Raw genomic sequence first — 12,253 nt, 5'->3', positions numbered from 1 at the left:
AAATTTCACTTCTCTCTACCTCTTATAAATAGGAGGTTATCGAGGTTTTTATTTTGTTATATTACTAGTATTGTGTAAAAAGCAACTGGACAGAAGTGGACAAATGCGGGCAGAGCAGGGCAAATGCGGGCACAAAATTGTGTTTTTGTAAATGGTGTTGTTTCTGTTGCTAACTTTATGAATATTAACAATAAAAACTTGCAATTATGGCAGAAATTAAAAAAGGAATCCTTGGTGGATTCTCAGGAAAAGTAGGAACTGTAGTAGGCGTTAATTGGCGCGGCAAAGACATTATCCGTAGTTTGCCAAAAAAATCTAAAAGCCAACCTACTGATTTGCAATTGATGCAACAAATCAAATTTAAGAAAATTATTGGTTTTTTGCAACCAATTCGTCTTATTCTTAATTTATATTTTGGGAATAGAGTCGGGCTAAAATCGCGCTACAACATCGCGACGTCTTATATGCTGAACAATGCATTGGAAATGGAGAATGGTTTACCTGTTATTGTATTAGAGCGTGTATTGGTGTCGAAAGGCGATTTGGTTGGCTTTTTACAACCTACGATAGAAACGGCAGGTGGGGATAGTTTCCAAATGAATTGGGAAGATAATTCTGGGCAAGGCAATGCGCAATCTTCGGATTTTGTGAATCTTGTTTGTTATTGCGAGGAACTAAATTCGTTCGAAGTGTTTCAGAATGTTGTAACTCGTGATTCTATGATTATAGATGTTACTTTACCAACGTATTACAATGGCAAAAAAGTGAATTTTTGGGCGTTTCTGAATAGTGAAACAAAGGCTATGGCGAGTACCAGTATTTATCTTGGCGAGTATATGGTTGTGTAAAGGTAGTAGTGAGGTAGTAGTAAAATGAAGTTCGTTGATTGGAGTGATTTTTCGGTACAATACTTTGATTAATGGCGTAGAAGAGTGAAGAAGAATCGTATCGAAAATAGAATTTTATAGATATTGTTCAAATTTATTTTGACCACATAGAAACATAGTTTTAGTTGTGATGGCTTATAAAGATTAGTTGAAAATACGAATAGGTAGACTACTAATTGGAAAGCAAAATCATTTGGTTCTATGTTTCTATGTGGTATTTTTTTTGCAAAGTGAATATGTATTTTTTTTTCAACTTTATGTTTGGTGTAAAATTCTGGGAGAAGCTTGCTTGTATTTATGGTTTTAATCCTAAAACTGTTCAACGATACATTGGTTTATTGTCGAACATAATCGATTTGAGTACTCTACAAAAAGTAGGGTGATAGCTAGATTTCGTGTAAAGGAATATTGTTTGTTTGGTAAATATTTGGTTATTAAGTATTTATTTTATAAATTAGTACATCTTAACATCAACTAAATATATGAAAAATGATTTATTTTTACAAAACGATGGAGAGGCATTAAAGGATATGAAGCTCCTGCTGATAGAATTCCAAAAAACTTTTCTACTATTAGAAGAAAATCAGAAATTCTATGATAACGCAGACCTAAAAAGTTTGCTTAACGTGAGTGACAAAACGTTGTATAGGATGAGGAAAACGAATAAGATTCCTTATATAAAATTTGGAAATAAATTTTATTATCCAAAACAGTTCTTTAACCAAATGGCTCTTTGATAAGAGCTTTTTTTATGAGGTGTTGGGAGTGGTTGAGATTTTGTATATTGGAATGTTGTTGAATGAAATATAGAAATGACAACTTTTTTGTAAAACAGGTTTTGTTTATTCTTGTAAAGAAATATTGTTAAGTTTAATTTTGTAAAATGACCCTGACTGATAGTATTGGAAAAATTATAACCGAAATAAAATATTGTTATAACCCAGAAAATAAATATGGATTACAGGAGTTTGAGTCTTTTATAAAAATTGATAATGATAAACTAATTCAAATTCCTTACTTTCCAACAGAAGAATGGAATGAAAGTGAAACTTTAAAAAAGTTTGAATTAGCAAGGAAAGTTGAATCTAAACCAATAGAATTAATTTTAAATTTAAAAATCATTAATTAGCATTTTAAATATTTCGAAAATGAACTTGATGAAATGGAGAAAGCAATAATTGAGCTTGAAAATGGACCATTTGGATTAACTGATGTTGATTTGCATAGTATGCATACAATAGAATTTCTAAAATTAAAGGAAAATATTGAATCAGAATTTGAAATAAAACCTTTAATAATTCAATAATAATATCACTATAGCTAATATTTATTAATAAAAGCTGGTATAGTTTTTAAATAGAAAAAATATAGTAATACTCAAAAAGCTTCTAAATCACTAAAGATTTAGAAGCTTTTATTGGTTTTATAGTATTGGTATTCAGGATTGAATTGAGGGTGATTTTAACCTCTAAAATGTCCTACCCATTCTTTGAATTTACCAAATTGTTCTAATAGAAAAGATTCTTTTTCTTCTTCCTCTTGAGGAGAATCTGATCCAATAGGTAGAATATGTTCAAAATAAGTTCCTTTTAAAACTTTATTCAATAAACCTTCACCCATAAATGGTTTATCATCGTTCAACGTTTTAGTTGCTTTTAATAAATGACGAATGTCGTATTGTAATGGATTAATGTCTGGAACTTGCTTATTTAAATTAAGTAATTCATAAACTGCAATACGTGCGGTACGAACAGAACTTTCCATTGTGAAAACTACATCGTTATTGGTTTCTACAAATTGACCAACTAAACCTAGATTCTTACACTCAGCTGGAACTACTTGTGGGCGATCTCCTTTTGCTCTAGGCATAAACATAGATGTGATGTAAGGCATATAAGCAGAACGAGTGATTGTATTCTCAATAACGTCATCTATTTGGTCTTCAATTCCTAAATGATAACATAATTCTGTTAGGATTTCGTTTCCTGTACAAGTAGGCATTGTTTTCTTGATGTAGTTTCCTTCTTTATCCATAAATAATGCATAAACCCAAAGAACTAAAATATCATCTGGTTGTGTAGGAAAATGTGGTTGACGATTACAAGTAAAACTCATTAACCAATTAGAATCTGTAATGGTAATAATTCCACCTGTAACAGTTTGACCTGAATATGGATCATTAACAGAATATTCTTTTAGTTTTTCTACTAATGCAGAAGGTTTACAAGTTAAAGTAACAGATTCCCATGAAGATTTTTCAATATTCCCACAAAATTTTTCTGGACGACCAAAAACAGGAGATTTAGCAGAAAGGTTTTTCCATAGTTTCCATCCTGCACTTTGACCACTAGTATTATTATCTATCGCTAAAACTGGTGCCGTTGTATTATCTCCATACGCAGTATCTTCAGTCATAGAACCAGTAGTTACAATAACATAATCATTTGGTGTAACAGGAATAATTACATCTTGTCCATCTTGTTCTGTTATAATTCCTTTGACTACTTTTCCTTCTGTATTAATTAATAAATCTAAATCTTTAACCAGTGTATTTAACTGAATTTTTACTCCTTTTTCTTTTAACCATTTACCTAATGGCGTAACAAAAGTGTCGTATTGATTGTATTTAGGAAATACCAATGAAGAAAGATCATTTAAACCATCAATCGCATGTAAAAAGCGATGCATATATAATTTGAACTCTAGTAAACTATGCCAATTCTCAAAGGCAAACATTGTGCGCCAAAATGTCCAGAAATTACTTTCTAAGAATGATTGATTAAAATAATCTTCAATCGTTATGTCGTCCAATTCTTCTTTTTTCTTCAACAAAAGTTTGATAATAGCTAATTGATCTTTCTTATTTAAACCAAATTTACTAAAGTCTTTTACTTTCCCTTTTTCATGAATTAAACGTGCAATAGAATAATTAGAATCATTATCATTTACTAATCTATATTCGTCTAAAACACTATAAGGTTCTGGTAACTCTAATGCAGGAATGTCTTGGAAAATATCCCATAAATTCTCGTAGGTACAATCCATTTCTCGACCTCCTCGAATTATGTAACCATCTTTTGCATTTCCAGCTCCATCTAACGAACCTCCTTCAACCTGAAGTTGTTCTATAAATGTGATATTCTCTGGAGTGAAATGTCCGTCTCTAATAAAATAATAGGCAGTAGCTAAACCTGCAATACCACTTCCCACAATATATACCTTACTGTCCTTATAAGATTTTGTAGGAATTCCTTTATTGCGTTGGTAATTTCCTATCTGATCAGAGAAAGGATAAGATTTTTCTGGAGTGTTTCTTGGTGTTTCTTTACTTGCATCTGGTTGATGATCAATATTTCCGTAGATAGTAGAATGATTTAAAACGTTGTCAAATTTTGAAGTAACTTTATCCATAATTATTTATTTTAAGATTCTAGAATAAAATTACGCTTTATTATTTTTCTAAAGTATCCCGAAATTCGTCATTTGTATCCCAAATTTCTTTTTTTATATATGTTGTTGTTTTCTATATTGTTGAGGAGAAATTGAAGTGTATTTTTTAAAAAACCGACCAAAAGATGAAGAAGAGTTGAAACCTAGATCTAATGCTATTTGGACAATTGTTTTCTCTGAGTAGCCAAGCAAAACATACGCTTCTTTTAATAAATACTCGTCAATAATAACATGTGGAGTTTTCTTAGTTGCTTTTTTTACAAGGTGAATCAAATATTTATTTGTAATAAACAATTGATCTGCATAAAACTGTACGTCTTTGTGAGCGATAACATTTTCTTGAACAAGTTGTGTAAACTTACAAAATAGAGTGTTGATTTCGCGGGAATAATTTTTATTTACTTTTGAATATTGTTCAGCAATTATAGAGGCAGATTCAAGAAGTAAAGTAAAAATAATCGATCGAATAATATCTTCTAAGAACAAAACATTTCTTTCTCGTTGTTCTTGAAGATAATTGATTAACATTAAAAGATGATTCGCATCTTTTTTATTTGCCTTACAAACTGTAAAGTTTTGATGTGTAAACAAATTAAGTTTATCAATAAAGAAAGGATTAGAAATGTTTTTAAGGAGAAAATTTTTCTCAAAAAACAACAATTTCATTCTAAAATTAGAGTTAGTATCTAGAATTTTCAAAACAGTAGAAGGAGCAGAAATCAAGAATTCGTTTTGAGTAATAAAATATTTCTGAGAATCTATCTCAACTTCTATTGAGCCAGATAAACAAATACAAAATGCATAAAAGTCGATTCGAAATGATCTTTCAGGAAAAGCAAAAATTGGATTTCCTGATGAGATATAATATAGTTTATTACAATTTACGCCATAAAAAGACAAGGTCTCTTTTAGGTTTTCATAGTTTTTCATGCTTGAAAATAATAGTTGGTCAGATCGTTTTTTAGGGTAGTAGAATTGATATAGCAAAAATAAGAATTATTTAGTAAGTAATTAAATACAATAAGGTATTTTAACTGTATTCTAATGTAAAAGTTATTTTCATATCAACTAAGTAGTTCTTAAATAAGAAATTTCATGAATATAATCAATGAAATATCGGCTAACAATGTTGAATGATGTAGTAATTTTTTGTAACAAGTAATACTTTTGGATTGTGTAGTTTGTTTCGGTTAAGATAAATTACCTTTGCAAAAAATCCGTTATGTTTTCTGCCATTAATAAAAAATTAAATTCAGATCCCGTTTATAATCTCCATTTTATTTTAATGTGTTTGAGTTCGTTGTTGTTTTCAGCGAGTTTTAATATGATGATTCCCGAGCTACCTGCTTATTTAAGCAGCATGGGAGGAGCAGAATACAAAGGATTTATTATTGCATTATTTACCTTGACAGCGGGAATTTCGAGACCTTTTAGTGGAAAATTAACCGATAAAGTGGGGCGGGTACCTATTATGGCAGTCGGTTCTATTGTCTGTTTTGTGTGCGGAATTTTATATCCTGTTTTAACAACCGTTTCAGGTTTTTTATTTTTGAGATTGGTACACGGCTTTTCGACAGGTTTCAAACCCACTGCAACAGCAGCTTATATTGCAGATATTATTCCGCGCGAACGTTGGGGCGAAGCATTGGGCTTGCACGGAATTTGTTTCAGTATCGGAATGGCAATTGGACCTGCATTGGGAAGTACAATTACATTATATACATCGATTAATGTGATGTTTTTTACGTCTTCGTTTTTCGCATTATTATCGATATTGATTTTATTCAATATGAAAGAGACCTTGCAAAATAAACAGAAATTTTCGTTCGGATTACTAAAGATTTCGAAGCAAGATGTTTTTGCAAAAGAAGCTTTGCCAGCGGCATTGATTACGTTTCTTTCGTATGTTGCTTATGGTTCTATATTGACATTAATTCCAGATTGGACCGAACATTTAGGTTTTCAAAATAAAGGCGTTTTCTTTATCGTATTTACAATATCATCTATGATGGTTCGTTTCTTTGCAGGTAAGATATCTGACCAAAAAGGGCGTGTGTTGGTGATAAAATTAGGCTTAGTTTTATTGATTATTGCATTGGTACTTTTGGCTTCTATTGATGCAAAAATAGGGTTGATTTTAGGAGGTTTGATGTATGGCATTTCAACCGGAATTCTTTCTCCTGCACTAAATGCATGGACAATAGATTTTAGCAAACCTGATGAACGTGGAAAGGCAATGGCAACGATGTATATTGCGTTGGAAGCGGGGATAGGATTTGGAGCATTGTGCGCGGGTTGGTATTTTCAGGATTATTTGGATCGTATTCCGATGGTGATTTATGTTTCGGCATTTATTTGTCTTTTGGGAACCATTTACATGCTGAAATTTAAGAATAAGCCTCAAACAATTTAATTGAAAGAAATGAAAGCAGAATTATATCAATTTATAGCACAACAAATCGACGATAAGATAACGTATTTGAATGGTTTGATTGACGATTTGCGCGCCTCTAACAACGATACTAAAAGTAGTATGGGCGATAAATACGAAACATCGCGCGAAATGATGCAACAGGAAATTACTCGAATTCAAAATCAATTGAATGAAGTTTTGATTCAACAAGACATCTTTTCTAAAATAAAAATTGTGGAAAACAAAACTATTGGTTTAGGAAGTTATGTTGAAACTACGATGGGGAATTTTTGTATGGCGTGTAGTTTTGGAGAAATTATTTTCGAGAATAAAAAGATTTTTGTTCTATCAACTCAAACACCTTTGGCTAGAATCTTAGTTGGAAAATCGGAAAAAGATACGTTCGAAATGAATGGAAAAGTTTTTGTAATTAGTAAAATTAATTAAAATAAAAAAGGACGTAGTTGCGGTACGTCCTTTCTAATTGAAAAGTATGTATTAGAATTGTGCGGCTTCCGTACTTTCGGCCATAGCTGTAGTAGATGAAATGCCTTGTTGCACTGTGTTTTGTACGTAATCGAAATATTGTGTTCCTACAAAAGATTGGTGTTTTACAGCTGCAAAACCTTCTTCTTGTAACGCAAATTCTTTTTCTTGTAATGCCGAATATCCCGCCATTCCTTTGGCTTTGTATGCACGTGATAACTCGAACATAGAGGTATTCATTGCATGGAAACCAGCTAAAGTAATGAATTGGAATTTGTATCCCATTTCAGCTAAATCTTCGCGGAATGTTTCCATTTGAACTTCTGTTAAATGTTTTGCCCAATTAAATGATGGGGAACAATTATAAGCTAACATCTGATTTGGATATTTTTCTCGAATCGCTTGTGCAAATTCTCTTGCCATTCCAAGATCTGGATTAGATGTTTCCATCCAAATTAAATCAGCATAAGGCGCATAGCTTAAGCCTCGATTAATTCCTTGTTCCAAACCATTTCTCACATTGTAAAAACCTTCAGAAGTTCTACTTCCTTGGATGATAAAAGGTTGATCTCTTTCGTCAATATCCGAAGTAATCAAATTCGCAGCTTCTGCATCAGTTCTGGCAACCAATAGAGTAGGAACGCCACAGACATCTGCTGCTAAACGCGCTGCAACCAATTTGTTAATTGCTTCTTGTGTTGGAACTAAAACTTTTCCACCAAGATGACCACACTTTTTGGCTGATGACAATTGATCTTCGAAATGAACGCCAGCAGCACCAGCTTCTATCATTTGTTTCATCAATTCATAAGCATTCAAGTTTCCTCCAAATCCAGCTTCAGCATCGGCAATAATCGGTACCATATAATCAATGTTTCCTTGTTCGGTAACAGATTGTATTTCATCGCGACGACGCAACGCATTATTAATACGCTTTATCACCATTGGAACCGAATTGGCTGGATACAATGATTGATCTGGATACATTTCTGCCGAAAGATTTGCATCTGCAGCAACTTGCCATCCCGAAAGATAGATTGCATCTAAACCAGCTTGTACTTCTTGTATGGCTTGATTACCATTTAAAGCACCTAAACCCGCCATAAATGGTTTTGAATTCAAACCTTCCCAAAGTTTCTTAGCCCCTAATCTTGCTAAGGTGTAATCGATGTCCAAAGAACCTCTTAATCGAATTACATCTTCTGCTGAATAAGGACGAACAACGTCTGTCCAGCGTGGATTAGTTCCCCAATCCTGCCGAATCTTCTGAATTCTTTCTTGATTGCTCATAATTGTGTTTTTTGTGTTTTGTTTATGAATGTGTGTTGTGTGTGTATTTCTTTTCGTGTGTGTTTGGTTATAAGGGCTTAATCAATATACTTATAGGCTTCTAATGTTAAAAATTCGGTAAACTTGTGCGATAAAACTAATTCGTCAAAGATTGAAATAGCTTCTTCAAATCTTCCGTTCAAATAATTTTCCTCACCAACTAATTGTTTTATTTTCTGAACCTCTTCAGCTCTTAATTTTTTGTATTTGTCACTGTTAAATTCGCATCCGTTTTCTAATGTAATCGACTGGCTTAACCATTGCCAAACCTGCGTACGAGAGATTTCTGCTGTTGCTGCATCTTCCATTAAGTTATATAAGGCAGCGGCTCCTTTTCCAGATAACCAACTTTCGATGTATAAAATTCCAACATTAATATTGTCTCGAATTCCTTGTTTTGTAACTGTTCCTTTTGGCAATTCTAACAAAGCCTCGGCAGTTGTTATAACATCTTCTCGCTTATTATCTATTTGATTCGCTTGTGGCATGTATTCGTCAAAAATATCTTTTGCGACTTTTACCAAAGCAGGATGCGCAACCCACGTTCCGTCATGTCCATTTTTTACTTCGCGAAGTTTATCATTCTTCACTTTTTCGAAAGCGATTTCATTGGCTTTTTCATCATTCTTAATCGGAATTTGAGCAGCCATTCCACCAATTGCATGTATGTTTCGTTTATGACAACGTTGAATAACTGCTTGCGAATATGCAGCCATAAAAGGCGAAGTCATCGTAACTTGTGAACGATCTGGAACAATAAAATTTGGGTGTTTCTTAAATTTTTTGATATAAGAAAATATATAATCCCAACGACCGCAGTTAAGGCCTGCGATGTGGTCTTTTAATTCGTAAATAATTTCATCTAACTGAAAAGAAGCTGTTATAGTTTCGATCAAAACTGTAGCTTTAATCGTAGCTTGTGGAATGTTTAAATAATTTTGTGCGAAAACAAAAACATCGTTCCACCAGCGTGCTTCTAGGTGATGTTCTAATTTAGGAAGATAGAAATAAGGCCCACTTTGCTTGGAAAGTAACGTGTGTGCATTATGGAAAAAATATAAACCAAAGTCAAATAGTGAGCCTGATATTTCTTGTTTATCTATTATGATATTCTTTTCATTCAAATGTAAACCTCTCGGTCTTACAAGCAAGACAGCAGTCTTTTCGTTTAATTGATACTTTTTTCCATTATTTTCGAATGAAATAGTACCATCTACTGCATCTCTTAAATTTTGTTGTCCTTGAAGATTGTTATCCCATGTGGGAGAATTACTATCTTCAAAATCGGCCATAAATGTATTAGCGCCTGAATTTAACGCGTTAATTACCATTTTACGGTCAACAGGACCAGTTATCTCAACGCGTCTGTCTTGTAAATCAGCTGGAATAGGAGCTGCTGTCCAATCGCCATTTCTGATTTCTTTTGTTTCTGACAAAAAAGTTGGAAAATTACCCAAATCAAAAAAGATTTGTCTTTCTTGTCGATTCGCCAAAAGTTCTAAACGTCTTTCGTTGAAATTTTTGTGTAAAGCTGTTAAAAAATTAACCACTTCGGTTGTCAAAACATCTGGATAACTATCCAGCTTATTCTGCGATAATTTTAATTCACTTGTAATAGTATCCATTTTTTGTGTTTTTGTTGTAATTTTGGTTTTGGTTATTCGAGCGGAATTTTACTTCCAGCGAACGTTCGCTAAATTATAAAAATTCGTTTACATTTACCAAATATTTTTGAAAAAATTATGCAAGAAGAATACATTAAATTAATTTTTGGGTTAAAACTAAAACAAGTAAGAATGGCTAAAGATTTGTCATTGTTTAAGTTATCTAAGTTAACTGGACTTTCGAAATCGTATTTGAATGAGATCGAAAAAGGTAAAAAATATCCAAAAACTGATAAAATTGTTGCTCTTGCCGAAGCGTTGGAAATTCCTTATGATGAGATAGTTTCTTTAAAATTGGATAAGAATTTAGCGCCAGTCGCTGAGATTCTACAATCAAATTTATTGCAAGAAATTCCTTTGGAACTCTTCGGAATTGAAGAAAGAGATTTAATTGAGATCATTTCTAACGCACCAATGAAGGTAAATGCGTTCATTTCTACGTTGATTGAAATAGGTAATAATTACAATCTTACACGCGAAAGTTTTTTCTTGGCTTCGTTGAGGTCTTTTCAGGAAGCAAATGATAATTATTTCCCTGAAATTGAAAAATCTGCAAAGAGTTTTTTACAAGAATATTTGATTGAATCAGAAGATTTTGTAAAAAATGAAACGATGGAAGAAATTCTGAAAGAAGAATATAATTATACCATTCTTTATGAAGATTTCACTTCGTTAGGAGGGAAGGATTTAGCGAAATTACGTTCTATTTTTATCAAAGAGAAAAAGCTGTTGTATATCAATATTAATTCTGACAATGATCAAAAACGATTTATTTTAGCGAAAGAATTAGGCTATAATTATCTTGATTTGAAGGAACGTTTGTATACATTTTCGTGGGCAAGTTTTGATAATTTTGATCAATTGTTAAACAATTTTTATGCATCTTATTTTGCTGGAGCTTTGTTGTTACCAGAAGAAAAACTGTTGAAGGATATGCAGAATTTGTTTGCTATAGAGCATCATGATTTGTCTAAATTTCAAGAAATTCTAGGAAAATATACCGAATCACCTGAAACGGTTTATCAACGAATGACAAATTTGTTACCCAAACATTTTAATATTCGTGATTTGTTTTTCTTGCGTTTGTCAGCAAAAGTTGGTTCAAATTCATATAAATTAACGAAAGAACTTCATCTCAATCAACAACAGTCGCCGCAAGCAAATGAAACGGATGAGCATTATTGTCGTCGTTGGGTTTCGTTAAATGTTTTGAAAGAATTGGAAAAACATCAAGATGATCATCATGAGATTTCTGCACAAATTTCGTTGTATCCGTTCAATAATAATCAAAAATATTATGTAATTTCTTCTGCAACGAAAGATCCATTCAATCCAAATTATTTACGAAGCGTAACGATTGGTGTATTGTACAAATCAGCTCAACGTAAAGTGAAATTTATGAATGATCCCTCAATTCCTGTAAAAGAAGTTGCGGTTACGTGTGAAAATTGTGGTATGAAAGACTGTGCTGAACGTGTTGCTGAACCAATTCGTTTTGAAAAAGATATCCGAAATAAACGATTAAATGTTACGATTAATGATTTTATAAAAGAGCAGAGTAAGTAATATTATCTACCATAAAATAAAAAGGAGAACTTGTTTCAAGTTTTCCTTTTTTTATGTTTAATCTAAATATTCTAATCTATTTTCAATTAATATTACATAATGTTGAAGCGAAAATGTGTTTCCTCTTTCTATGGTTGTGCAATCAAAATTACGGAATTGTAATTCGTCAAATAATGTTTTGACATAACATCTTCTTACAGAATTCCAGGAACTGTTTCCTACATTTTATTAAAGCGATCGACTAATTCGTTGTCAGTTAATTCACGGAATAATACGACAAATTCATTTTTTAGATTTACCATTGTTTCAATTTTTAATGATAAAAACTACAGGATAGAGTGGAGAATAACCTTTTATTTTAGCGTTTGCCCTCATTTTATACCATCGTAGCGCGGTTTTGGCTCGGTTGGTGTTCTGATTTTTCAGAAACTCCTGATGATTGATAGAGTAAATATAGA

General features: G+C 32.2%; 11 protein-coding genes and 1 riboswitch. Of the genes, 7 read left to right on the top strand and 4 right to left on the bottom strand.

What is annotated here, in order from left to right; translation table 11 throughout:
- Positions 1-206 precede the first annotated feature (206 nt).
- From B4G36_RS03405 to B4G36_RS03390, 4 genes are all read left to right on the top strand, one after another.
- Positions 207-848, top strand: coding sequence for a DUF6266 family protein (locus B4G36_RS03405; RefSeq protein ID WP_291062006.1), 642 nt, complete (start codon positions 207-209; stop codon positions 846-848).
- A gap of 521 nt (positions 849-1,369) precedes the next feature.
- Entirely contained in the window at positions 1,370-1,624 is a 255-nt protein-coding gene (locus B4G36_RS03400) for a helix-turn-helix domain-containing protein (RefSeq protein WP_312067372.1), read from the top strand.
- A 146-nt stretch (positions 1,625-1,770) separates the two neighbouring features.
- Positions 1,771-2,016, top strand: coding sequence for a hypothetical protein (locus B4G36_RS03395; RefSeq protein WP_291062004.1), 246 nt, complete (start codon positions 1,771-1,773; stop codon positions 2,014-2,016).
- A 33-nt stretch (positions 2,017-2,049) separates the two neighbouring features.
- Positions 2,050-2,193 (top strand): hypothetical protein, encoded by a 144-nt coding sequence (locus tag B4G36_RS03390; RefSeq protein WP_291062002.1) that lies wholly within the window; start codon positions 2,050-2,052, stop codon positions 2,191-2,193.
- A 155-nt stretch (positions 2,194-2,348) separates the two neighbouring features.
- On the opposite strand, the gene B4G36_RS03385 is transcribed toward B4G36_RS03390, so the two are convergent.
- Together B4G36_RS03385 and B4G36_RS03380 are read right to left on the bottom strand one after the other, a co-directional pair.
- Entirely contained in the window at positions 2,349-4,298 is a 1,950-nt protein-coding gene (locus B4G36_RS03385) for an oleate hydratase (protein WP_260542696.1), read from the bottom strand.
- A gap of 93 nt (positions 4,299-4,391) precedes the next feature.
- Positions 4,392-5,267: a helix-turn-helix domain-containing protein gene (locus tag B4G36_RS03380; protein WP_286496848.1), complete on the bottom strand. Its 876-nt coding sequence runs from the start codon at positions 5,265-5,267 to the stop codon at positions 4,392-4,394.
- A gap of 292 nt (positions 5,268-5,559) precedes the next feature.
- Between B4G36_RS03380 and B4G36_RS03375 the strand changes: the two genes are divergently transcribed.
- Together B4G36_RS03375 and B4G36_RS03370 are read left to right on the top strand one after the other, a co-directional pair.
- Positions 5,560-6,750, top strand: a complete 1,191-nt coding sequence (locus tag B4G36_RS03375; protein ID WP_286496195.1) for an MFS transporter — start codon at positions 5,560-5,562, stop codon at positions 6,748-6,750.
- A gap of 9 nt (positions 6,751-6,759) precedes the next feature.
- Positions 6,760-7,197 carry a hypothetical protein gene (locus B4G36_RS03370; RefSeq protein ID WP_291049520.1) on the top strand — a complete coding sequence of 146 codons (438 nt, stop codon included), beginning with the start codon at positions 6,760-6,762 and terminating at the stop codon, positions 7,195-7,197.
- Positions 7,198-7,248: 51 nt separating this feature from the next.
- Here B4G36_RS03370 and aceA read toward each other — a convergent pair whose 3' ends face one another.
- Positions 7,249-8,526, bottom strand: coding sequence for an isocitrate lyase (gene aceA / locus B4G36_RS03365; RefSeq protein WP_349676929.1), 1,278 nt, complete (start codon positions 8,524-8,526; stop codon positions 7,249-7,251).
- A 77-nt stretch (positions 8,527-8,603) separates the two neighbouring features.
- Positions 8,604-10,190, bottom strand: a complete 1,587-nt coding sequence (aceB, locus tag B4G36_RS03360; protein ID WP_221855564.1) for a malate synthase A — start codon at positions 10,188-10,190, stop codon at positions 8,604-8,606.
- Positions 10,191-10,307: 117 nt separating this feature from the next.
- Here aceB and B4G36_RS03355 point away from each other — a divergent pair, with 117 nt between their 5' ends.
- Positions 10,308-11,795, top strand: coding sequence for a helix-turn-helix domain-containing protein (locus tag B4G36_RS03355; RefSeq protein WP_115001152.1), 1,488 nt, complete (start codon positions 10,308-10,310; stop codon positions 11,793-11,795).
- 344 nt (positions 11,796-12,139) lie between these two features.
- Positions 12,140-12,239: riboswitch (SAM-I-IV-variant riboswitch) on the bottom strand.
- Positions 12,240-12,253: the final 14 nt, after the last annotated feature.

The sequence above is a fragment of the Empedobacter sp. UBA3239 genome (genome assembly GCF_002362875.1).
GTDB lineage: Bacteria > Bacteroidota > Bacteroidia > Flavobacteriales > Weeksellaceae > Empedobacter > Empedobacter falsenii_B.
This window is presented reverse-complemented; position numbering and strand designations above follow the sequence as displayed.

What these genes read in the sequence shown, in the direction of transcription:
- B4G36_RS03405 (WP_291062006.1), top strand. Translation starts at nt 207, where the DNA reads ATGGCAGAAATTAAAAAAGGAATCCTTGGTGGATTCTCAGGAAAAGTA.
- B4G36_RS03400 (WP_312067372.1), top strand. Translation starts at nt 1,370, where the DNA reads ATGAAAAATGATTTATTTTTACAAAACGATGGAGAGGCATTAAAGGAT.
- B4G36_RS03395 (WP_291062004.1), top strand. Translation starts at nt 1,771, where the DNA reads ATGACCCTGACTGATAGTATTGGAAAAATTATAACCGAAATAAAATAT.
- B4G36_RS03390 (WP_291062002.1), top strand. Translation starts at nt 2,050, where the DNA reads ATGGAGAAAGCAATAATTGAGCTTGAAAATGGACCATTTGGATTAACT.
- B4G36_RS03385 (WP_260542696.1), bottom strand. Translation starts at nt 4,298, where the DNA reads ATGGATAAAGTTACTTCAAAATTTGACAACGTTTTAAATCATTCTACT.
- B4G36_RS03380 (WP_286496848.1), bottom strand. Translation starts at nt 5,267, where the DNA reads ATGAAAAACTATGAAAACCTAAAAGAGACCTTGTCTTTTTATGGCGTA.
- B4G36_RS03375 (WP_286496195.1), top strand. Translation starts at nt 5,560, where the DNA reads ATGTTTTCTGCCATTAATAAAAAATTAAATTCAGATCCCGTTTATAAT.
- B4G36_RS03370 (WP_291049520.1), top strand. Translation starts at nt 6,760, where the DNA reads ATGAAAGCAGAATTATATCAATTTATAGCACAACAAATCGACGATAAG.
- aceA (WP_349676929.1), bottom strand. Translation starts at nt 8,526, where the DNA reads ATGAGCAATCAAGAAAGAATTCAGAAGATTCGGCAGGATTGGGGAACT.
- aceB (WP_221855564.1), bottom strand. Translation starts at nt 10,190, where the DNA reads ATGGATACTATTACAAGTGAATTAAAATTATCGCAGAATAAGCTGGAT.
- B4G36_RS03355 (WP_115001152.1), top strand. Translation starts at nt 10,308, where the DNA reads ATGCAAGAAGAATACATTAAATTAATTTTTGGGTTAAAACTAAAACAA.